General features: G+C 67.8%; 30 protein-coding genes. 25 read left to right on the top strand and 5 right to left on the bottom strand.

Features of this window, described 5'->3' with window-relative positions:
- The first annotated feature begins 2 nt into the window (after positions 1-2).
- The 19 genes from rplX (at position 3) to truA (ending at position 11,352) form a co-directional block, all read left to right on the top strand.
- Entirely contained in the window at positions 3-314 is a 312-nt protein-coding gene (gene rplX, locus AB0D99_RS17610) for a 50S ribosomal protein L24 (RefSeq protein ID WP_015035583.1), read from the top strand.
- Complete coding sequence (rplE, locus tag AB0D99_RS17605) at positions 314-871, top strand: 50S ribosomal protein L5 (protein ID WP_260229393.1); 558 nt, start codon at positions 314-316, stop codon at positions 869-871. Before rplX ends, rplE begins: the two co-directional genes overlap by 1 nt.
- 5 nt (positions 872-876) lie before the next feature.
- Positions 877-1,062: a type Z 30S ribosomal protein S14 gene (locus AB0D99_RS17600; protein ID WP_003948630.1), complete on the top strand. Its 186-nt coding sequence runs from the start codon at positions 877-879 to the stop codon at positions 1,060-1,062.
- Between the two features lie 209 nt (positions 1,063-1,271).
- Complete coding sequence (gene rpsH / locus AB0D99_RS17595; RefSeq protein WP_158989430.1) at positions 1,272-1,670, top strand: 30S ribosomal protein S8; 399 nt, start codon at positions 1,272-1,274, stop codon at positions 1,668-1,670.
- A gap of 21 nt (positions 1,671-1,691) precedes the next feature.
- Positions 1,692-2,231, top strand: a complete 540-nt coding sequence (rplF, locus tag AB0D99_RS17590; RefSeq protein ID WP_361667570.1) for a 50S ribosomal protein L6 — start codon at positions 1,692-1,694, stop codon at positions 2,229-2,231.
- 3 nt (positions 2,232-2,234) lie between these two features.
- Positions 2,235-2,618, top strand: coding sequence for a 50S ribosomal protein L18 (gene rplR, locus AB0D99_RS17585; protein WP_015035587.1), 384 nt, complete (start codon positions 2,235-2,237; stop codon positions 2,616-2,618).
- A 46-nt stretch (positions 2,619-2,664) separates the two neighbouring features.
- Positions 2,665-3,267, top strand: a complete 603-nt coding sequence (gene rpsE / locus AB0D99_RS17580) for a 30S ribosomal protein S5 (protein WP_015035588.1) — start codon at positions 2,665-2,667, stop codon at positions 3,265-3,267.
- Complete coding sequence (rpmD, locus tag AB0D99_RS17575; protein WP_005313525.1) at positions 3,267-3,449, top strand: 50S ribosomal protein L30; 183 nt, start codon at positions 3,267-3,269, stop codon at positions 3,447-3,449. Before rpsE ends, rpmD begins: the two co-directional genes overlap by 1 nt.
- 1 nt (position 3,450) lies before the next feature.
- On the top strand, positions 3,451-3,906 hold the full coding sequence (gene rplO / locus AB0D99_RS17570; protein ID WP_128985125.1) for a 50S ribosomal protein L15: 456 nt from the start codon (positions 3,451-3,453) through the stop codon (positions 3,904-3,906).
- A 211-nt stretch (positions 3,907-4,117) separates the two neighbouring features.
- Positions 4,118-5,437 (top strand): preprotein translocase subunit SecY, encoded by a 1,320-nt coding sequence (gene secY / locus AB0D99_RS17565; protein ID WP_362362150.1) that lies wholly within the window; start codon positions 4,118-4,120, stop codon positions 5,435-5,437.
- Positions 5,437-6,084, top strand: a complete 648-nt coding sequence (locus tag AB0D99_RS17560; RefSeq protein ID WP_362362147.1) for an adenylate kinase — start codon at positions 5,437-5,439, stop codon at positions 6,082-6,084. The genes secY and AB0D99_RS17560 overlap by 1 nt, the downstream gene beginning before the upstream one ends.
- A 97-nt stretch (positions 6,085-6,181) precedes the next feature.
- Complete coding sequence (gene map / locus AB0D99_RS17555; protein WP_362362234.1) at positions 6,182-7,018, top strand: type I methionyl aminopeptidase; 837 nt, start codon at positions 6,182-6,184, stop codon at positions 7,016-7,018.
- A 161-nt stretch (positions 7,019-7,179) separates the two neighbouring features.
- Positions 7,180-7,401 (top strand): translation initiation factor IF-1, encoded by a 222-nt coding sequence (gene infA, locus AB0D99_RS17550; RefSeq protein ID WP_003956442.1) that lies wholly within the window; start codon positions 7,180-7,182, stop codon positions 7,399-7,401.
- Between the two features lie 62 nt (positions 7,402-7,463).
- Positions 7,464-7,577 carry a 50S ribosomal protein L36 gene (gene rpmJ / locus AB0D99_RS17545; RefSeq protein WP_003956441.1) on the top strand — a complete coding sequence of 38 codons (114 nt, stop codon included), beginning with the start codon at positions 7,464-7,466 and terminating at the stop codon, positions 7,575-7,577.
- Positions 7,578-7,763: 186 nt separating this feature from the next.
- A complete protein-coding gene (gene rpsM, locus AB0D99_RS17540) occupies positions 7,764-8,144 on the top strand; it encodes a 30S ribosomal protein S13 (protein WP_005313488.1) in 381 nt (126 codons plus the stop codon).
- A gap of 66 nt (positions 8,145-8,210) precedes the next feature.
- Entirely contained in the window at positions 8,211-8,615 is a 405-nt protein-coding gene (gene rpsK / locus AB0D99_RS17535) for a 30S ribosomal protein S11 (protein ID WP_003956432.1), read from the top strand.
- Positions 8,616-8,743: 128 nt separating this feature from the next.
- A complete protein-coding gene (locus AB0D99_RS17530; RefSeq protein ID WP_003966937.1) occupies positions 8,744-9,766 on the top strand; it encodes a DNA-directed RNA polymerase subunit alpha in 1,023 nt (340 codons plus the stop codon).
- 165 nt (positions 9,767-9,931) lie between these two features.
- The gene (rplQ, locus tag AB0D99_RS17525; RefSeq protein WP_362362143.1) at positions 9,932-10,414 is read left to right on the top strand and encodes a 50S ribosomal protein L17; all 483 of its coding nucleotides are present in this window, start codon (positions 9,932-9,934) and stop codon (positions 10,412-10,414) included.
- A gap of 80 nt (positions 10,415-10,494) precedes the next feature.
- Positions 10,495-11,352 (top strand): tRNA pseudouridine(38-40) synthase TruA, encoded by an 858-nt coding sequence (gene truA, locus AB0D99_RS17520; protein ID WP_362362140.1) that lies wholly within the window; start codon positions 10,495-10,497, stop codon positions 11,350-11,352.
- Here the strand turns inward: truA and AB0D99_RS17515 are convergent.
- The gene (locus AB0D99_RS17515) at positions 11,323-12,243 is read right to left on the bottom strand and encodes a hypothetical protein (protein WP_362362137.1); all 921 of its coding nucleotides are present in this window, start codon (positions 12,241-12,243) and stop codon (positions 11,323-11,325) included. The genes truA and AB0D99_RS17515 overlap by 30 nt on opposite strands.
- A gap of 56 nt (positions 12,244-12,299) precedes the next feature.
- Here AB0D99_RS17515 and AB0D99_RS17510 point away from each other — a divergent pair, with 56 nt between their 5' ends.
- The 4 genes from AB0D99_RS17510 (at position 12,300) to glmM (ending at position 16,691) form a co-directional block, all read left to right on the top strand.
- Positions 12,300-13,922, top strand: coding sequence for an ATP-binding cassette domain-containing protein (locus AB0D99_RS17510; RefSeq protein ID WP_362362134.1), 1,623 nt, complete (start codon positions 12,300-12,302; stop codon positions 13,920-13,922).
- A 239-nt stretch (positions 13,923-14,161) separates the two neighbouring features.
- Positions 14,162-14,605 carry a 50S ribosomal protein L13 gene (gene rplM / locus AB0D99_RS17505; RefSeq protein ID WP_030209034.1) on the top strand — a complete coding sequence of 148 codons (444 nt, stop codon included), beginning with the start codon at positions 14,162-14,164 and terminating at the stop codon, positions 14,603-14,605.
- A 44-nt stretch (positions 14,606-14,649) separates the two neighbouring features.
- Positions 14,650-15,168 carry a 30S ribosomal protein S9 gene (gene rpsI, locus AB0D99_RS17500; RefSeq protein ID WP_361859316.1) on the top strand — a complete coding sequence of 173 codons (519 nt, stop codon included), beginning with the start codon at positions 14,650-14,652 and terminating at the stop codon, positions 15,166-15,168.
- Between the two features lie 164 nt (positions 15,169-15,332).
- Complete coding sequence (gene glmM / locus AB0D99_RS17495; protein ID WP_362362130.1) at positions 15,333-16,691, top strand: phosphoglucosamine mutase; 1,359 nt, start codon at positions 15,333-15,335, stop codon at positions 16,689-16,691.
- A 9-nt stretch (positions 16,692-16,700) separates the two neighbouring features.
- Here glmM and AB0D99_RS17490 read toward each other — a convergent pair whose 3' ends face one another.
- From AB0D99_RS17490 to AB0D99_RS17475, 4 genes are all read right to left on the bottom strand, one after another.
- Complete coding sequence (locus tag AB0D99_RS17490) at positions 16,701-17,660, bottom strand: DUF389 domain-containing protein (protein WP_362362128.1); 960 nt, start codon at positions 17,658-17,660, stop codon at positions 16,701-16,703.
- Between the two features lie 19 nt (positions 17,661-17,679).
- The gene (coaA, locus tag AB0D99_RS17485; protein WP_362362125.1) at positions 17,680-18,678 is read right to left on the bottom strand and encodes a type I pantothenate kinase; all 999 of its coding nucleotides are present in this window, start codon (positions 18,676-18,678) and stop codon (positions 17,680-17,682) included.
- Positions 18,679-18,807: 129 nt separating this feature from the next.
- On the bottom strand, positions 18,808-18,966 hold the full coding sequence (locus tag AB0D99_RS17480) for a hypothetical protein (protein ID WP_362362122.1): 159 nt from the start codon (positions 18,964-18,966) through the stop codon (positions 18,808-18,810).
- Entirely contained in the window at positions 18,963-19,421 is a 459-nt protein-coding gene (locus tag AB0D99_RS17475; RefSeq protein ID WP_362362120.1) for an ATP-binding protein, read from the bottom strand. Before AB0D99_RS17475 ends, AB0D99_RS17480 begins: the two co-directional genes overlap by 4 nt.
- A gap of 225 nt (positions 19,422-19,646) precedes the next feature.
- On the opposite strand from AB0D99_RS17475, the gene AB0D99_RS17470 reads away from it, so the two are divergent.
- Both AB0D99_RS17470 and AB0D99_RS17465 read left to right on the top strand, forming a co-directional pair.
- A complete protein-coding gene (locus tag AB0D99_RS17470) occupies positions 19,647-20,498 on the top strand; it encodes a helix-turn-helix transcriptional regulator (RefSeq protein WP_362362117.1) in 852 nt (283 codons plus the stop codon).
- Positions 20,499-20,511: 13 nt separating this feature from the next.
- Positions 20,512-20,703: a DUF397 domain-containing protein gene (locus tag AB0D99_RS17465; RefSeq protein ID WP_362362114.1), complete on the top strand. Its 192-nt coding sequence runs from the start codon at positions 20,512-20,514 to the stop codon at positions 20,701-20,703.
- The last annotated feature ends 23 nt before the right edge of the window (positions 20,704-20,726 follow it).

Below are 20,726 nucleotides of genomic sequence, written 5' to 3'. Positions count from 1 at the left end.
GCATGAAGATCAAGAAGGGCGACCTGGTCCAGGTCATCACCGGTAAGGACAAGGGCAAGCAGGGCAAGGTCATCACGGCCTTCCCGCGCGAGAACCGCGTCCTGGTCGAGGGTGTCAACCGGGTCAAGAAGCACACCAAGGCCGGCCCCTCGCAGGCCGGTGGCATCGTCACGACCGAGGCTCCGGTCCACGTCTCCAACGTCCAGCTGGTCGTGGAGAAGGACGGCAAGAAGGTCGTCACGCGCGTCGGTTACCGCTTCGACGACGAGGGCAACAAGATCCGCGTTGCCAAGCGGACGGGTGAGGACATCTGATGGCTACCACCACCACTCCGCGTCTCAAGACGAAGTACCGCGAGGAGATCGCGGGCAAGCTGCGTGAGGAGTTCTCCTACGAGAACGTCATGCAGATCCCCGGCCTGGTCAAGGTCGTGGTCAACATGGGTGTGGGCGACGCCGCCCGCGACTCCAAGCTGATCGAGGGCGCCATCCGCGACCTCACCACGATCACCGGTCAGAAGCCGGCCGTCACCAAGGCTCGCAAGTCCATCGCGCAGTTCAAGCTGCGTGAGGGCCAGCCGATCGGTGCGCACGTCACCCTCCGTGGCGACCGCATGTGGGAGTTCCTGGACCGCACCCTGTCGCTCGCGCTTCCGCGCATCCGCGACTTCCGTGGTCTGTCCCCCAAGCAGTTCGACGGGCGTGGCAACTACACCTTCGGTCTCACGGAGCAGGTCATGTTCCACGAGATCGACCAGGACAAGATCGACCGTGTCCGGGGTATGGACATCACCGTGGTGACCACGGCGACCAACGACGCTGAGGGCCGTGCCCTTCTCCGTCACCTCGGCTTCCCGTTCAAGGAGGCGTAAGCGAGATGGCGAAGAAGGCTCTCATCGCGAAGGCTGCCCGCAAGCCCAAGTTCGGCGTGCGTGGCTACACGCGCTGCCAGCGCTGTGGTCGTCCCCACTCCGTGTACCGCAAGTTCGGCCTGTGCCGCGTGTGCCTTCGTGAGATGGCTCACCGTGGCGAGCTGCCGGGCGTGACCAAGAGCTCCTGGTAGTCCCTCACTTCAGGGATACCGGAGTCTCTCGGTAAGCAGAGGGTTGGCGGAGGCCCGCCCCTCCATGGCTTAGGCTAGGAGGGTTGGGCGTCCGCCGCCCGTACGACTTACTACGCCGTAGGTCCCCGCGCCGCACCCGTCCCGCCCCTGTGTGGGGAGAGGGATGGCGCATACAGGAAACCCCGGCGAGAGAGGCCGAAGGCCAATTCATGACCATGACTGATCCCATCGCAGACATGCTCACGCGTCTGCGTAACGCGAACTCGGCGTACCACGACTCCGTGTCGATGCCGCACAGCAAGATCAAGTCTCACATCGCGGAAATCCTCCAGCAGGAGGGCTTCATCACGGGCTGGAAGGTCGAGGACGCCGAGGTCGGCAAGAACCTCGTCCTCGAGCTCAAGTTCGGTCCGAACCGTGAGCGCTCCATCGCGGGCATCAAGCGGATCTCGAAGCCGGGCCTCCGGGTTTACGCGAAGTCCACCAACCTGCCGAAGGTTCTCGGCGGCCTGGGCGTGGCGATCATCTCCACGTCCCACGGTCTCCTGACCGGCCAGCAGGCAGGCAAGAAGGGCGTAGGTGGGGAAGTCCTCGCCTACGTCTGGTAGTCGGGAACGGAGGAATAGCTAATGTCGCGTATTGGCAAGCTGCCTATCCAGGTTCCCGCCGGCGTGGACGTCACCATCGAGGGCCGCTCGGTCACGGTCAAGGGTTCCAAGGGCACCCTGACCCACACCGTTGCCGCGCCGATCGAGATCGTTAAGGGCGAGGACGGCGTTCTCAACGTCACCCGTCCGAACGACGAGCGTCAGAACAAGGCCCTCCACGGCCTGTCCCGCACGCTGGTGGCCAACATGATCACCGGTGTGACCCAGGGTTACGTGAAGGCGCTCGAGATCAGCGGTGTCGGTTACCGCGTCGCCGCGAAGGGCTCCAACCTGGAGTTCCAGCTCGGCTACAGCCACCCGATCCTGGTGGAGGCGCCCGAGGGCATCTCCTTCAAGGTCGAGTCGCCGACCAAGTTCTCGGTCGAGGGCATCGACAAGCAGAAGGTCGGCGAGGTCGCGGCGAACATCCGCAAGCTGCGGAAGCCCGACCCGTACAAGGCCAAGGGCGTCAAGTACGCCGGCGAGGTCATCCGCCGCAAGGTCGGAAAGGCTGGTAAGTAAGCCATGGCATACGGTGTGAAGATCGCCAAGGGCGACGCTTACAAGCGTGCGGCCAAGGCCCGCCGTCACATCCGCATCCGCAAGAACGTGTCGGGTACGGCGGAGCGTCCGCGCCTCGTCGTGACGCGTTCGAACCGCGGTATCACCGCTCAGGTCATCGACGACCTCAAGGGTCACACCCTTGCGTCCGCGTCGAACCTGGACGCGTCGATCCGCGGTGGCGAGGGTGACAAGTCGGCGCAGGCCAAGCAGGTCGGCGCTCTCGTCGCCGAGCGCGCCAAGGCCGCGGGTGTCGAGGCTGTCGTGTTCGACCGTGGTGGCAACAGGTACGCCGGGCGCATTGCCGCTCTGGCTGACGCCGCCCGCGAAGCCGGGCTGAAGTTCTAAGCCCCGGTTCCGGGACTAACGGACGTAACAGAGAGAGGTAAATCCAATGGCTGGACCCCAGCGCCGCGGAAGCGGTGCCGGTGGCGGCGAGCGGCGGGACCGGAAGGGTCGCGACGGTGGCGCTGCCGCCGAGAAGACCGCGTACGTTGAGCGCGTTGTCGCGATCAACCGCGTCGCCAAGGTTGTCAAGGGTGGTCGTCGTTTCTCCTTCACCGCGCTGGTCGTGGTGGGTGACGGTGACGGCACCGTAGGTGTCGGTTACGGCAAGGCCAAGGAAGTTCCCGCGGCCATCGCCAAGGGCGTCGAGGAAGCCAAGAAGAACTTCTTCAAGGTTCCGCGCATCCAGGGCACCATCCCTCACCCGATCCAGGGCGAGAAGGCCGCGGGCGTCGTCCTGCTCAAGCCGGCTTCCCCCGGTACCGGTGTTATCGCCGGTGGCCCGGTGCGTGCCGTGCTCGAGTGCGCCGGCGTTCACGACATCCTGTCGAAGTCGCTCGGCTCCGACAACGCGATCAACATCGTGCACGCGACCGTGGAGGCCCTGAAGGGTCTGCAGCGTCCCGAGGAGATCGCGGCTCGCCGTGGTCTGCCCCTCGAGGACGTCGCTCCCGCGGCTCTGCTCCGTGCGCGTGCGGGAGCGGGTGCGTAATGGCTCGCCTCAAGATCACGCAGACGAAGTCGTACATCGGTAGCAAGCAGAACCACCGCGACACCCTGCGTTCGCTCGGGCTCAAGCGCCTGAACGACGTGGTCGTCAAGGAGGACCGCCCCGAGTTCCGCGGAATGGTGCACACCGTCCGCCACCTCGTGACGGTCGAGGAGGTCGACTGACATGGCGGAGAACAACCCGCTGAAGGTCCACAACCTCCGTCCCGCCCCGGGCGCCAAGACCGCCAAGACCCGTGTGGGTCGTGGTGAGGCGTCGAAGGGTAAGACGGCCGGTCGTGGTACCAAGGGCACCAAGGCCCGTTACCAGGTTCCGGAGCGCTTCGAGGGTGGGCAGATGCCCCTCCACATGCGCCTCCCGAAGCTCAAGGGCTTCAAGAACCCGTTCCGCACCGAGTACCAGGTCGTGAACCTGGACAAGCTGGCCGCGCTCTACCCGCAGGGTGGCGAGGTCACGGTGGCCGACCTGGTCGCCAAGGGTGCGGTTCGTAAGAACCAGCTCGTCAAGGTCCTGGGCCAGGGCGAGGTCTCCGTGGCGCTGCAGGTGACGGTCGACGCCGTCTCCGGCTCCGCCAAGGAGAAGATCGCCGCCGCCGGCGGCACCGTCACCGAGCTCGTCTGAGACGACTCGATGGCCTGAACATCCGACCGGGGATGCCTCTCAAATGGGGCATCCCCGGTTGGTCGTTCCTAGGGGGGCATGTCCGCCGGTAAGGTGGCGTGCACTGTCTATGCTCCGTGCGGTATGCCCGCACGGTTTTTGACTGGTAACCATTCGTCGAACCTCAAGACCGTCACCTCTGGCGCATGGCGCGGGGGTCGCAGGAGGCACCGTGCTCACCGCGTTCGCCCGGGCGTTCAAGACGCCCGACCTGCGCAAGAAGCTGCTCTTCACGCTCGGCATCATCGTGCTGTACCGGCTCGGGGCACACATCCCCGTACCCGGTGTCAGCTACCAGGCCGTACAGCAGTGTGTGGACCAGGCGAGCCAGGGCAACAACTCCCTGTTCGGCCTGGTGAACATGTTCAGTGGCGGAGCGCTGCTGCAGATCACCATCTTCGCGCTCGGCATCATGCCGTACATCACGGCGAGCATCATCCTGCAGCTGCTGACCGTCGTGATTCCGCGCCTGGAAGCCCTCAAGAAGGAGGGGCAGTCGGGCACCGCGAAGATCACGCAGTACACGCGTTACCTGACGATCGCCCTCGCCATCCTCCAGGGCACCGGTCTCGTCGCCACCGCCAAGAGCGGTGCGCTGTTCAGCGGCTGCACGGTGGCCAACCAGGTCGTGCCGGACCCGTCCGTGTTCACCATCGCCACGATGGTCATCACGATGACCGCGGGCACCGCCGTCGTCATGTGGCTCGGTGAGCTCATCACCGACCGCGGCATCGGCAACGGCATGTCGATCCTGATGTTCATCTCGATCGCCGCCGGCTTCCCGGGCGCCCTGTGGGCCATCAAGGAGAGCGGCAAGCTCGCCAAGGGCTGGATCGAGTTCGGCACCGTCATCCTGATCGGCTTCGTCATGGTGGCGCTCGTCGTCTTCGTCGAGCAGGCCCAGCGCCGCATCCCCGTGCAGTACGCGAAGCGCATGATCGGCCGCAGGTCCTACGGCGGAACGTCCACTTATATCCCGCTCAAGGTGAACCAGGCGGGTGTGATTCCTGTCATCTTCGCCTCGTCGCTGCTCTACATCCCGGCCTTGATCGCGCAGTTCTCGAACTCCACCGCAGGGTGGAAGACCTGGATCGAAGCCCACTTCGTCAAGGGTGACCACCCCTACTACATCGCGACGTACTTCCTCCTGATCGTGTTCTTCGCCTTCTTCTACGTGGCGATCTCGTTCAACCCCGAGGAAGTTGCCGACAACATGAAGAAGTATGGTGGCTTCATCCCGGGTATCCGGGCTGGTCGACCTACTGCCGAGTATCTGAGCTACGTGCTCAACCGGATCACTTGGCCGGGCTCGCTGTATCTGGGTCTGATCGCTCTTGTGCCGACGATGGCGTTGGCAGGCTTCGGTGGCGCCAATGCCAACTTCCCGTTCGGCGGGACGAGCATCCTCATCATCGTGGGTGTGGGGCTGGAGACCGTGAAGCAGATCGAGAGCCAGCTCCAGCAGCGCAATTACGAAGGGTTCCTCCGCTGATGCGAATCGTCCTCGTCGGACCGCCCGGTGCGGGCAAGGGTACGCAGGCCGCGTTCCTTGCCAAGAACCTGGACATTCCGCACATCTCCACGGGTGACCTGTTCCGCGCCAACATCTCGCAGGGCACGGAGCTGGGCCTCAAGGCCAAGGCGTACATGGACGCCGGCGACCTTGTCCCGGACGAGGTGACCATCGGAATGGCCAAGGACCGGATGGAGCAGCCGGACGCCGTCAACGGCTTCCTGCTGGACGGGTTCCCGCGGAACGTGGCCCAGGCCGAGGCCCTGGACACGGTCCTCAAGGCCGAGGACATGCAGCTGGACGCTGTCCTGGACCTGGAGGTCCCCGAGGACGAGGTCGTGAAGCGGATCGCGGGTCGCCGCATCTGCCGCAACGACAGCGCGCACGTGTTCCACGTGACGTACAACGCTCCGAAGACCGCGGGCGTCTGCGACGTCTGCGGCGGGGAGCTCTTCCAGCGCGACGACGACTCCGAGGAGACCGTCCGCCGGCGCCTGGAGGTCTACCACACCCAGACCGAGCCGATCATCGACTACTACCGGGCGCAGAACCTGGTCGTGACGATCTCGGCGCTCGGCAAGGTGGACGAGGTCACCGCGAAGGCGATGGCCGCGCTCAAGAAGTAACCCCGGTTCGTTCGGTACGGCCGCGGTGCCCCTCGGGGGCGCCGCGGCCGTATCGTTGTTCTGTCCCGTGTACACGCAAGGAAAGGCCCCCGCCACGATGGTGCAGATCAAGACCCCCGAGCAGATCGCGAAGATGCGTGAGGCGGGGCTGGTCGTCGCCGCCATCCACGCGGCGACCCGTGAGGCGGCCGTGCCCGGCGCCACGACGAAGGACCTGGACGAGGTCGCCCGCAAGGTGATCGCGGACCACGGGGCGAAGTCGAACTTCCTCGGGTACGGCGGCTTCCCCGCGACGATCTGCACCTCGGTGAACGAGGTCGTCGTCCACGGCATCCCGGACGAGAAGACCGTCCTCAAGGACGGCGACATCATCTCCATCGACGCCGGCGCGATCGTCGACGGCTGGCACGGCGACGCGGCGTACACGGCGTTCGTGGGTTCGGGTCACGCTCCGGAGCTGATCGAGCTCTCGCGGGTGACCGAGGAGTCGATGTGGGCCGGCATCGCCGCGATGAAGGCCGGCAACCGGCTGGTGGACATCTCCCGGGCGATCGAGACGTACATCCGCCGCCAGCCCAAGCCGGGCGGCGGCAAGTACGGGATCGTCGAGGACTACGGCGGCCACGGCATCGGCACCGAGATGCACATGGACCCCCACCTGCTGAACTACGTCTCCCGCAAGCGCGGCAAGGGCCCCAAGCTCGTCCCCGGCTTCTGCCTGGCGATCGAGCCGATGGTCGCGCTCGGCACGCCGCGCACGGAGGTCCTGTCGGACGACTGGACGGTCGTCTCCACGGACGGCACCTGGTCCTCCCACTGGGAGCACTCGGTCGCCCTGACGGAGGAGGGCCCCCTGGTCCTGACCGCTCCGGACTGCGGCAAGGCGAAGCTGGCGGAGCTGGGTGTCGTGGCGGCGCCGGATCCCCTGGGGTAGTGGGGCGCGGTCGCTTGCGTAACGATCTTCCACGGTGGGCAAACTTCCCGGATTCGTCTTTTCCAGGTGCCTGACGTAGACTGATGCGTCGGCTCTCGTGTACCCGTGTGTCCGCATGTGGATCGAGAGTCGATCAAGGTAGCCGATTCGAAAGGCGAAGCGTGGCCAAGAAGCAAGGTGCCATCGAAATCGAGGGCACCGTGATCGAGTCCCTCCCGAACGCCATGTTCAAGGTGGAGCTCCAGAACGGTCACAAGGTCCTCGCGCACATCTCCGGCAAGATGCGGATGCACTACATCCGAATCCTCCCGGACGACCGGGTCGTCGTGGAGCTCTCTCCGTACGACCTGACGCGTGGCCGGATCGTCTACCGCTACAAGTAGATCTTGCCCGCACCCCGCCTCCGCGCGCGGGTGGTGGCACTGACCCGGAGAACCTCACACCCATGAAGGTCAAGCCGAGCGTCAAGAAGATCTGCGACAAGTGCAAGGTGATCCGCCGCCACGGTCGGGTCATGGTCATCTGCGACAACCTGCGCCACAAGCAGCGCCAGGGCTGACGCACGCCGACCGACCTGCATTTCGCAGTTCTTCGCGCGACGCAAGCAATACGTACATACGCAGAGCCCGCCCAGCCCGCAAGGGTCGGCGGCACCTCCGGTGGGGGCCGGGGACCTGATTCGTACCTCATACGGCGACTCAGGAGCGGCTTTGCGGAAGACCCCCGAACACACAGGAGCCATTGAATGGCACGCGTTTCCGGTGTTGACATCCCGCGCGAAAAGCGTGTGGAGATCGCACTCACCTACGTCTTCGGTATCGGGCGCACCCGGTCCAAGGAGATCCTCGCCTCCACCGGCGTGAACCCGAACACCCGCGTTCGTGACCTGGCCGAAGAGGACCTGGTCAAGATCCGCGAGTACGTGGACGCCAACCTCCAGACCGAGGGTGACCTCCGCCGCGAGATCCAGGGCGACATCCGCCGCAAGATCGAGATCCAGTGCTACCAGGGCATCCGCCACCGTCGTGGCCTGCCCGTGCACGGTCAGCGCACCAGCACGAACGCCCGTACCCGCAAGGGCCCGCGTCGCGCCATCGCCGGTAAGAAGAAGCCGGGCAAGAAGTAGTCCTCAGCGGACGCTTGACCAAGCGGTCTTCGCTGTAGGACCGACCACCTCCCGTAGGAGTTATAGATGCCCCCCAAGGGTCGTCAGGGCGCTGCCAAGAAGGTGCGCCGCAAGGAAAAGAAGAACGTCGCTCACGGCCACGCGCACATCAAGAGCACGTTCAACAACACGATCGTCTCGATCACGGACCCCTCGGGCAACGTGATCTCCTGGGCCTCCGCCGGCCACGTCGGCTTCAAGGGCTCGCGCAAGTCCACCCCGTTCGCCGCGCAGATGGCCGCCGAGTCGGCCGCTCGCCGCGCGCAGGAGCACGGCATGCGCAAGGTCGACGTCTTCGTCAAGGGTCCGGGCTCCGGCCGCGAGACCGCGATCCGCTCCCTCCAGGCCACGGGCCTCGAGGTCGGTTCGATCCAGGACGTCACCCCCACGCCGCACAACGGCTGCCGTCCGCCGAAGCGTCGTCGCGTCTGACGCACGACCGGCAACGGTTGATGTGAGGGTTGGGCGGTACGCCTCTTCGGAGGTGTGCCGCCCGTACCCTTGGTAGTACCTCTGTCGGACGTCAAATAGTGGGCGTCCACAACCGAAGGATTCACACCATGCTGATCGCTCAGCGTCCCTCGCTGACCGAAGAGGTCGTCGACGAATTCCGCTCGCGGTTCGTCATCGAGCCCCTGGAGCCGGGCTTCGGCTACACGCTCGGCAACAGCCTCCGTCGTACGCTCCTCTCCTCGATCCCGGGTGCGGCCGTCACGTCCATCCGCATCGACGGTGTCCTGCACGAGTTCACCACCGTGCCGGGCGTCAAGGAGGACGTCACCGACCTCATCCTGAACATCAAGCAGCTGGTCGTCTCCTCGGAGCACGACGAGCCGGTCGTGATGTACCTGCGCAAGCAGGGTCCCGGCCTGGTCACCGCTGCCGACATCGCCCCGCCGGCCGGCGTCGAGGTGCACAACCCCGACCTGGTGCTCGCCACGCTCAACGGCAAGGGCAAGCTGGAGATGGAGCTGACCGTCGAGCGCGGTCGCGGCTACGTCTCCGCCGTGCAGAACAAGCAGGTGGGCCAGGAGATCGGCCGTATCCCGGTCGACTCCATCTACTCGCCGGTGCTCAAGGTCACGTACAAGGTCGAGGCGACCCGTGTCGAGCAGCGCACCGACTTCGACAAGCTGATCGTCGACGTCGAGACCAAGCAGGCCATGCGCCCGCGTGACGCCATGGCGTCCGCTGGCAAGACCCTGGTCGAGCTGTTCGGTCTGGCGCGCGAGCTCAACATCGACGCCGAGGGCATCGACATGGGCCCGTCCCCGACGGACGCCGCCCTCGCCGCCGACCTGGCGCTGCCGATCGAGGAGCTCGAGCTCACCGTTCGTTCGTACAACTGCCTCAAGCGTGAGGGCATCCACTCCGTGGGTGAGCTCGTGGCGCGCTCCGAGGCCGACCTGCTCGACATCCGCAACTTCGGTGCGAAGTCGATCGACGAGGTCAAGGCGAAGCTGGCCGGCATGGGCCTGGCCCTCAAGGACAGCCCGCCCGGATTCGACCCGACCGCCGCCGCCGACGCCTTCGGCGCCGACGACGACGCGGACGCGGGCTTCGTCGAGACCGAGCAGTACTAAGAGCTCGGGCCGATCCGGTCCGTACTCGGGTGCGGGTGCGCTGTGCTTGATCGCGTAGTGCCCCGCCCCCTCCGGGCGCAGCCCGGATCTCCGACAGGTAACCGCCTGCTCGGACACTGACACCGGTACCTCACACGGCCGGTGCAGATCACAAGGAGAAACACCATGCCGCGTCCCGCCAAGGGTGCCCGCCTCGGTGGCAGCGCCGCTCACGAGCGTCTGCTGCTCGCCAACCTGGCGAAGTCCCTCTTCGAGCACGGCCGCATCACCACGACCGAGGCCAAGGCCCGCCGCCTTCGTCCGGTCGCCGAGCGCCTGATCACCAAGGCCAAGAAGGGCGACATCCACAACCGTCGCCTGGTGCTGCAGACGATCACGGACAAGGGCGTCGTCCACACGCTCTTCACCGAGATCGCCCCGCGCTACTCCGAGCGCCCGGGTGGCTACACCCGTATCACCAAGATCGGCAACCGTCGTGGCGACAACGCCCCGATGGCCGTGATCGAGCTGGTCGAGGGCGAGATCGCCAAGAAGGCGACCGTCGCCGAGGCCGAGGCCGCCACCAAGCGCGCCGTCAAGGAGGCTGACGAGGCCAAGGTCGAGGAGACCAAGGTCGAGGACGCCGCCGAGGAGTCGAAGGACGCGTAAGCGTTCCGACGAATCTCGTGAGCGGGCCCGTACCCCCAGGGGTACGGGCCCGTTCCCGTGACGCTGAGAGGATGAATCGCGTGAGCGACGACGTGCAGCCCGGTTTCGTACGGATCCGGCTCGACCTTTCCTACGACGGGAAGGACTTCTCCGGCTGGGCCAAGCAGGCCCAGGGGCAGCGGACCGTCCAGGGCGACATCGAGGACGCCCTGAAGACCGTGACCCGCTCCAAGGAGACGTACGAGCTGACCGTCGCCGGACGCACCGACGCCGGTGTGCACGCCCGCGGCCAGGTCGCCCACGTCGATCTGCCCGTCGACCTGTGGGCCGAGCACCAGGACAAGCTGCTCAGGCGGCTCGCCGGGCGGCTCTCGCACGATGTGCGTGTCTGGCGGCTGACCGAGGCCCCCAGTGGCTTCAACGCGCGGTTCTCGGCGATCTGGCGCCGCTACGCCTATCGCGTCACCGACAACCCCGGCGGTGTCGACCCGCTGCTGCGCGGCCACGTCCTGTGGCACGACTGGGCCCTCGACATGGACGCCATGAACGCCGCCGCCGAGCGGCTCGTCGGCGAGCACGACTTCGCCGCCTACTGCAAGAGGCGTGAGGGTGCGACGACCATCCGCACGCTCCAGGAGCTGCGCTGGGAGCGGCGGCCCGGAGGCATTCTCGAAGCGACCGTGAAGGCGGACGCCTTCTGCCACAACATGGTCCGCTCGCTCGTCGGCGCCCTGCTCTTCGTCGGCGACGGACACCGCCCGGTGGACTGGCCCGCGAAGGTGCTCGCCGCCGGGGTCAGGGACTCGGCCGTGCATGTCGTACGGCCGCACGGGCTCACCCTGGAAGAGGTCGGCTACCCGGCCGACGAGCTCCTGGCCGCCCGGAACCGGGAGGCCAGGAACAAGCGGTCACTCCCCGGGAGCGCCGGCTGCTGCTGACGCCTGGGAGCGGCCCCGGGCGTAGATCTGGTTGAAGGCGAAGGTGCCCAGGTCGTCACTGGCCTGGAAGACGCCCTTGTCGCCCGTGGTGACCTTCTTGCCGTTGGTGAACCCGGCCTGGGTGAAGTACGCGTACCGGCCGATCGAGTTCGCCCGGCGCAGACAGACCGTCGCCCGGCAGAACTCGTTCACGCCCGAGCCGGCCAGGGGGGCGATGCCTCCGCTCGCCTGGTTCTTGGCCTTCAGCGCCTCCGCCTCGGTGGAGAACACGGCCACGCCGACGGTGATGGCGACCCCGTCCTTCACATAGGTGGCGCGAATCACCCGGTCGCAGCCGTTCTTCTTCAGGACCGAGCCGAGAGCGCCCTGGGCGACGCTCGCGCAGTTCGTCGTGGAGGACGTCGCGCCCTTGGTGTACGCGCGCCCGCTCATCGTCAGCTTCTTGCCCGGGAAGAGGCCCTCGGCGCTCAGCGGCGCCTTGTCCTTCTTCTCGTCCGAGATGAAGTCCTTGGGGTTGGGCGGGGGCGGGGGAGCGACGGAGGAGAACGTCGGGGCGGGCGTCGGGGTGTTGTCGGCCGAGGCGGATCCGGTGGGGGTCACCGTGCCGTTCTTGCCCGTGTCGGTGGTGTCGTTGCTGCTCACGACCGCTGTGGCGACGATCGCGCCGACCGCGAGGGTGGCGAGCGCGCCACCGCCGATCATCAGCCAGCGCTTGCGCCGCCGGGCGCCCGCGGAGGCGTCGGCGAGAGCGGCCCAGTCCGGTGTGTGCGCTCCCTGCGCCCCAGGAAACGGATCCTGTGCCCCCGGAAACGGGCCTGACTGCTGTCCGAAGGGCTGCTGCTGTCCCTGCTGCTGCGGCTCATGCGGCCACTGCGGTCCCCCAAAGCTCATGCCGCGCATCCTAAACCGGTTGGGAGACAGCGGTGTCGGCGGCGACAATGCCCCTCATGGGACACGTCGAGGCCGCGCATCTGGAGTACTACCTTCCCGACGGGAGGGTCCTGCTCGCGGACGCCTCCTTCCGGGTGGGGGAGGGCGCCGTGGTCGCCCTGGTCGGGGCCAACGGCGCCGGGAAGACCACGCTGCTCCGGATGATCGCCGGAGAGCTCCAGCCGCACGGCGGCTCGGTCACCGTCAGCGGCGGTCTCGGCGTGATGCCGCAGTTCGTCGGCTCGGTGCGGGACGAGCGCACGGTCCGTGACCTGCTGGTCTCGGTCGCCCAGCCGCGGATCCGCGAGGCGGCGAAGGCCGTCGACCGGGCCGAGCACCTGATCATGACGGTCGACGACGAGGCCGCGCAGATGGCGTACGCGCAGGCGCTGAGCGACTGGGCCGAGGTCCAGGGGTACGAGGCCGAGACCGTCTGGGACATGTGCACCATGGCCGCCCTGGGCATGCCGTACGAGAAGGCGCAGTTCCGGGAGGTCCGCACGCTCAGCGGCGGCGAGCAGAAGCGGCTGGTCCTGGAGTCGCTGCTGCGGGGCACGGACGAGGTGCTGCTGCTGGACGAGCCGGACAACTATCTCGACGTCCCCGGCAAGCGGTGGCTGGAGGAGCGGCTGCGGGAGACCCGTAAGACCGTGCTCTTCATCTCCCACGACCGGGAGCTGCTGGCCCGGGCCGCGCAGAAGATCATCGCGGTCGAGCCCGGCCCCGCCGGCTCGGACGTGTGGGTGCACGGCGGCGGCTTCGACACCTTCCACGACGCGCGGCGGGAGCGGTTCGCCCGCTTCGAGGAGCTGAAGCGGCGCTGGGAGGAGAAGCACGCGCAGCTGAAGAAGCTGGTGATCAACCTCCGGCAGGCGGCGGCGGTCAGCCATGAGATGGCGTCCCGGTACGCGGCCGCGCAGACGCGGCTGAGGAAGTTCGAGGAGGCCGGCCCGCCGCCCGAGCCGCCGCGCGAGCAGGACATCCGGATGCGGCTGCGCGGCGGCCGGACCGGTGTACGTGCCGTGACCTGCGAGAACCTTGAGCTGACCGGTCTGATGAAGCCGTTCTCGCTGGAGATCTTCTACGGCGAGCGGGTCGCCGTCCTCGGCTCGAACGGGTCGGGCAAGTCACACTTCCTGCGGCTGCTCGCCGGGGACCCGTCCGTGGCCCACACGGGCGAGTGGAAGCTGGGCGCGCGGGTCGTGCCGGGCCACTTCGCGCAGACCCACGCCCACCCGGAGCTGCTGGGCCGCTCGCTCGTGGACATCCTCTGGTCGGAGCATGCGAAGGACCGCGGCGGGGCGATGTCGGTGCTGCGGCGGTACGAGCTGGAGGCCCAGGGCGACCAGCCCTTCGAGAAGCTCTCCGGGGGCCAGCAGGCCCGCTTCCAGATCCTGCTCCTTGAGCTCGCGGGCACCACGGCGCTGCTGCTGGACGAGCCGACGGACAACCTGGACCTGGAGTCGGCGGAGGCCCTCCAGGACGGTCTGGAGTCGTACGACGGCACGGTGCTCGCCGTCACCCACGACCGCTGGTTCGCGAAGACCTTCGACCGGTACCTGGTCTTCGGCTCGGACGGTGTCGTCCGGGAGACCCCCGAGCCGGTCTGGGACGAGCGGCGGGTCGAGCGGGCGCGGTAGCGGTGGTGGAGGAGTGGGTGCCCCCGGCGTTTTGACCCGTTGGGGGCGGCGCGGGTACTGTTGCGGTTTGTTATGCGTATCGGCTTCGTCGTTTTCACACGAAGGGCCCTTACGCAAGTTCCCTGGAGCAGTTACCAGTGGCTCGCATACGGGCGGTGTTCCCGGCAGTGCAGGCCCCAGCTGCATGATCGCTTCAGGTGTGTCTGGACTCCATCCACTGAAGAAGCGAAGGCTACGAAGTGCGTACGTACAGCCCCAAGCCCGGCGATGTCACTCGCCAGTGGCACATCATCGACGCGCAGGACGTTGTCCTGGGCCGTCTGGCGACGACGGCTGCGAACCTCCTGCGAGGCAAGCACAAGCCCGTCTACGCCCCCCACATGGACATGGGCGACTTCGTCATCATCATCAACGCTGACAAGGTCCACCTGTCCGGCAACAAGAAGACCCAGAAGCTGGCGTACCGCCACTCCGGCTTCCCGGGTGGTCTGCGCTCCGTCCGTTACGACGAGCTGCTCGACAAGAACCCCGAGAAGGCCGTCGAGAAGGCCATCAAGGGCATGATCCCCAAGAACTCCCTGGGCCGTCAGATGCTCTCGAAGCTGAAGGTCTACGCGGGCGAGAACCACCCGCACGCTGCCCAGCAGCCGGTCCCGTTCGAGATCACCCAGGTCGCGCAGTAGTTCCGGCCACACCCCCTAAGAACGAAAGAAATCTGAGGAGAATCGTGGCCGAGACCACTGTTGAGAACCCCATCGAGGGCGAGGAGACCTACGCCGAGGTCACCACCTTCGAGTCCGAGGTCCCCGTCGAGGGCGAGTACACCTCGGAGTCCCTGGCGTCGCGCTTCGGTGACCCGCAGCCGGCCGCCGGCCTGGGTCGTCGCAAGAACGCCATCGCCCGCGTCCGGATCGTTCCGGGCACCGGCAAGTGGAAGATCAACGGGCGTACGCTCGAGGACTACTTCCCGAACAAGGTCCACCAGCAGGAAGTCAACGAGCCCTTCAAGGTGCTCGAGCTCGACAACCGCTACGACGTCATCGCCCGCATCTCGGGTGGCGGTGTCTCCGGCCAGGCCGGCGCCCTGCGTCTCGGTGTGGCCCGTGCGCTGAACGAGGCGGATGTCGAGAACAACCGCCCGGCGCTGAAGAAGGCCGGCTTCCTCTCCCGCGACGACCGTGCGGTCGAGCGCAAGAAGGCCGGTCTCAAGAAGGCCCGTAAGGCCCCGCAGTACAGCAAGCGCTAATCGCCTGCTCGGTCTGCTTTGCACGTACGCCCCGGCGGCACTGCCCGTGCTGCCGGGGCGTACGTTTTTTCCTCCCCCTGGGCCTTTTCTGGGCGGCTCTGACGTGAAAACGGGCATCTAGCGCTCAGGGGATCGCACATTCGGAGCAGTTTCGGAGGACAGCTGTGGGACGACTCTTCGGCACGGACGGTGTACGCGGTGTGGCGAACGCGGATCTGACGGCGGAGCTCGCGCTCGGCCTGTCGGTCGCGGCGGCGCACGTGCTCGCCGAGGCGGGGACCTTCGAGGGCCATCGGCCGACCGCGGTGGTCGGGCGTGACCCCCGCGCGTCGGGAGAGTTCCTGGAGGCCGCCGTCGTGGCGGGCCTCGCGAGCGCGGGCGTCGACGTCCTGCGCGTCGGCGTCCTGCCCACCCCGGCCGTCGCGTACCTCACCGGAGCGCTCGGCGCGGACCTCGGCGTGATGCTCTCCGCCAGCCACAACGCGATGCCCGACAACGGCATCAAGTTCTTCGCCCGCGGTGGTCACAAGCTCGCCGACGGGCTGGAGGACCGGATCGAGTCCGTCTACGAGGAGCACCGCACCGGCGCCCCGTGGGAGCGGCCGACCGGCGCCGGCGTCGGCCGGGTCCGTGACTACGACGAGGGCTTCGACAAGTACGTCGCCCACCTCATCGGCGTCCTGCCGAACCGGCTCGACGGGCTCAAGGTCGTCCTCGACGAGGCGCACGGCGCGGCGTCCCACGTGTCGCCCGAGGCGTTCGCCCGCGCCGGTGCCCAGGTCGTCACGATCGGCGCGGAGCCGGACGGCCTCAACATCAACGACGGCTGCGGCTCCACCCACCTGGGGCTCCTCAAGGCCGCCGTCGTCGAGCACGGCGCGGACTTCGGCATCGCCCACGACGGCGACGCCGACCGCTGCCTCGCCGTCGACGCCGCCGGCAACGAGATCGACGGCGACCAGATCCTCGCCGTGCTCGCCCTCGCCATGCGCGAGGCCGGGACGCTGCGGGGCGACACCGTTGTCGCGACCGTGATGTCCAACCTCGGCTTCAAGCTGGCCATGGAGCGCGAGGGCCTCCAGCTGGTCCAGACGGCGGTCGGCGACCGTTACGTCCTGGAGTCCATGAAGGAGCACGGCTACGCGCTCGGCGGCGAGCAGTCCGGGCACGTCATCGTGCTCGACCACGCCACCACCGGCGACGGCACGCTCACCGGCCTGATGCTGGCGGCGCGCGTCGCGGCCACCGGCAAGTCCCTCGCGGACCTGGCCGGCGTCATGGAGCGGCTGCCGCAGGTCCTCGTCAACGTGCCCGACGTCGACAAGTCCCGGGTGAAGACCTCCGGCGAGCTGGCCTCCGCGGTCACCGACGCGGAGCGCGAACTGGGCTCCACCGGACGGGTGTTGCTCCGCCCCTCGGGTACCGAGCCGCTCGTACGCGTGATGGTCGAGGCCGCCGACATCGAGCAGGCGCGCGCGGTGGCGGGGCGGCTGGCGGACGTGGTGAAGTCCGCGCTCGGCTGACAGCCGGCCCTACTTGAGGCGTGGCGCACCCGGCGGTCGGGTCATCCGACCCCGCTGGGTGCGCCACAGCAGTTTCCAGCCCAGGAGCGTGAGCACCCCGGCGATGATGATGCCGGTCAGGTTCAGCAGCAACTGCTCGGCGGAGCCCCACATCTGGGCCAGGTCGCCGTAGCTGAGGGCCACGGCGGCGTTCGCGGCCGCGGGGACGGTCGTCACCGAGATCGCCACGCCGACCAGCACGCCCGCCTTGGACGAGGTCAGCGAGACCACGCCGGCCACGCCCGCCAGCAGCGCCACGATGAACGAGAACGGGTCGGGCTGGAAGATGAAGCCCGTGTTCGGGCGCGCGGCGTCGAGCATGCTCTCCTCGAACTGGCCGAGCCCGGTCATCACCAGGCTGAACACGGTCGTCGCGACGATCGCCGAGGCGAAGCCGACCACCAGGGCGACCGTCGAGCGCCAGACGGCCTTCCGCGAGCGCCGCACCAGGCCCGTACTGATCCCGGCCAGCGGGCCGAACTCCGGGCCGACCGCCATGGCTCCCACGATCAGGATCGCGTTGTCGAGGACCACACCGCAGGCCGCGATCATCGTCGCCACGATCATCAGGGCCGCGTAGGTGATCGTGAGCGTGGACTCCTCCTGGGAGGTCTCCGTGAGCTGCTCCCAGATCACCGCGTCCGCCGCCTCGCCCGGGGCCTCCTCCTCGGCCTTCTCGGCCCGGTCGGAGAGCGACAGGTCGATGTGCGAGACCGCGATCGAACCGACCTTGTCGATGCCCAACTCCCGCAAACCCTGCAGGAGTTCGTCACCGGCTTCGCGGGCCACATCGCACATCACGATGTCTCCCGAGGGGTCGCGGGCGACATCCCTGAGCACCGCGAGATGGGTGGTGCCCACGGTCGTGTCGATCAGATGGAGAACCGCTTCCGTCCGGGCGGCCGGGGTGATGATCCGCAGATGCAGCATGGCCGCACCCTAGTCCGGTTCAGAGCTTGCGCAGACTCAGGCGCTGCACCTTGTGGTCCGGGCCCTTGCGCACGACGAGGGTGGCCCGGCCGCGCGTCGGAGCCACGTTCTCCAGCAGGTTCACCTTGTTGATGGTCCGCCACATCGTGCGGGCGTACTCCAGGGCCTCCTCCTCGGAGACCTGGGTGTAGCGCTGGAAGTACGAGTCGGGGTTCTGGAACGCGGTGTCGCGCAGCTTGCGGAAGCGGTTGAGGTACCAGCGCTCGATGTCCTCGGGCCGCGCGTCGACGTACACGGAGAAGTCGAAGTAGTCGGCGAGGCCGACGCGGGTACGGCCGTCCTGGCCGGGCAGCGCCGGCTGGAGGACGTTGAGCCCCTCGACGATCAGGATGTCGGGGCGGCGGACCACGAGCCGCTCGCCCGGCACGATGTCGTAGATCAGATGGGAGTAGACGGGGGCGGTGACCTCGTCCTTGCCGGCCTTGATGTCGGCGACGAAGCGGGTCAGCGCCCGGCGGTCGTACGACTCCGGGAAGCCCTTGCGGGACATCAGCCCGCGCGCCCTCAGCTCCTCCATGGGGTAGAGGAAGCCGTCGGTCGTGACGAGCTCCACGCGAGGGTGCTCCGGCCAGCGGGCGAGCAGCGCCTGGAGGAGACGGGCCACGGTGGACTTGCCGACGGCGACGGAGCCGGCGACTCCTATGACGAAGGGCGTCCCGCGCTGCTCGGCGCGCTCGCCGAGGAAGGTGTTGAGCGCCCCGCGCAGCCCGCTGGTGGCCTGGACGTACAGATTGAGCAGGCGGGACAGGGGCAGGTAGATGTCCCGCACCTCGTCGAGGTCGATGACGTCCCCGAGGCCCCGCAGTCGCTCGACCTCGTCCGCGGACAGCGGCAGCGGCGTCTTGTCACGCAGCGCGCTCCACTCACCCCGGGTGAGGTCGACGTACGGCGTGGCCTCGGGCCCCCGGCGGGGCGAGGTTCCGTTGCCGTTGGCGCTTCGTGGCGGCGAAGTGATCACCCCGCCATTGTCGTGGCTCCGGGGCGGTTGTGGGTGGTGGGGTCGGTCACGTGGGGGAGGGGCGGGGTGGGGGTGCGGTGAGGGGGTGGCGGTCCCGGGGTGCGGTCCGGCTGTCACTCACCGTTACGGTCACCAGTCGGCGGGGTAGCTCTTGAGGGTGCTGGTGCCGAGGCTCCAGCGGCCGGCGGTGGCGGTGTCGCCGAAGGCGTAGGGGACAGTGCGGCGGTACTTCGTTCCGTCGGGGCGGGCTGTCGGCTCGGAGTGGACGGTGACTACGGGGTCGCTCAAGCCGCCTCGGTGAAGTCCGGCGGGGCCACTTCGCACCAGAGGAGTTTGCCGCCGCGGCCGAAGAGGTCGTCGCCGAGGGCGTAGCCGCCCCAGTTGTCCGCGTACTGCTGGACCAGGAGCAGGCCGCGGCCCGACGTGGCGTCGGGTGGCGGTGTCAGGGTGAGGTGGCGGCGGCGGTCGAAGGGGGCCGGGATGTGCGGGTTCGTGTCCCAGACGCTGATGCGGAGCCAGTCGCCCTCCATGTGGCGCGGACGGAGCGCCGCCGGACCCCGGGAGTGCCGGTAGGCGTTGGTGACCAGCTCGGAGGCGAGAAGTTCGGCGGTCTCGACGCGGTCGGCCATGCCGTGGCCGGCGAGTGCGGCGCGCAGTGTCATGCGGGCGACGCGCGGGGCGAGGCGGTCGTGGGGGAGATGGAGGGCGCACGACCAGGGGGCGTGCGGGGATACGGTGGTCACGGAAGTCTCCTGCAGGGAGGTGGAGTTGGGTCACTCGCTACGAGGCCGTGCGGTGGCAGTGTCGCGGGACGCGGTGCGCTTCCGGCTTACGGGCCAGGCCAGTTGAGCGGCTTGGGTCCACCGTAGAGTGAGCGGTGGAATACTTGCTACCTGTTCGCAGGCAGCTACCCAAAGTGACGTCGTGTGGGTGACCTGCCCGCACGGATGTGTGGAGATCGGAGAGTCTTGCCGCCAAGCGCCACCACCACCTTGCGTCAGCAGCGGCTCGGCATCGAGCTGCGAAGGCTCCGAGAGAGTGCGGGACTGACCTCGACCGGCGCTGCGGCGGTCCTAGGCATCAGCCAGGCGAGGGTCAGCAGCATCGAGTCAGGCCGCTACCCGGTCAGTGCTGAACGCGTACGTACCTTCGCTCGCACCTATGACTGTGCTGACGAGGCACTGATCGAGGCGCTGTGTGCGATGACCGGGGGAAGGACCCGCGGTTGGTGGGAGGAGTACCGCGAGTATCTACCGGCCGCCCTTGTCGACTTGGCCGAGCTGGAGCATCACGCCACGGAGCTTCGCGTCGCCCTCGTGATCCACATTCCTGCACTGCTGCAGACCGCGGACCATGCCCGGGTGCTCTTCAAGGAGGTGGCTCCCCCTCTGCTGCCCTACGAGGCGGAGCATCGACTTTCCCACCGCATCAAGCGCCAGGAGATCCTTCACAGGTCTCGGCCCCTTCAGTACACGGCGTTGATCCACGAGGCCGCACTGCGCATGGCCTTCGGAGGACCGGAAGTCGCCCGCGCGCAGTTGGAGCACATCGTCGGGATGAGCGAGCGCGACAACATCACCGTGCGCGTCCTGCCCTTCGGCTGCGGCGCGTCTCCCGGCACCGGACAGCCCATCGACTACGTCTCGGGCGCGGTACCCAAGCTGGACACCGTCCAGGTCGACACCCACTTCGGCTGTGAGTTCCTTGACGCCGAAGCCCAGCTGATCAAGTTCCGGTCCGTACTCGACCGCTTGGAGGCGTCAGCCTTGAAGGCGTCCGAGTCCCGGGACTTCATCCGTCGGCTCGCCCGTGAGATCTGAGGAGGGACGCGAAGTGACCGCGTATGAGTGGACGAAGTCCTCGTACAGCCCGGACGGCTCCAACTGCGTCTCCGTCGCCCTCGCCCCCGACGGCACCGTCCGTCTCCGCGACAGCAAGGTGCCCGACGTCGTGGTGGCCCTTAGTGCAGGCGCCCTGCGGGAATTCGTGGATGGTGTGAAGTTGCGATCTCGTACCGGTTGGTAATTCGGTGTCAGCTGCGATCGGCG

The sequence above is a fragment of the Streptomyces sp. NPDC047971 genome (assembly GCF_040653355.1).
GTDB lineage: Bacteria > Actinomycetota > Actinomycetes > Streptomycetales > Streptomycetaceae > Streptomyces.
This window is presented reverse-complemented; position numbering and strand designations above follow the sequence as displayed.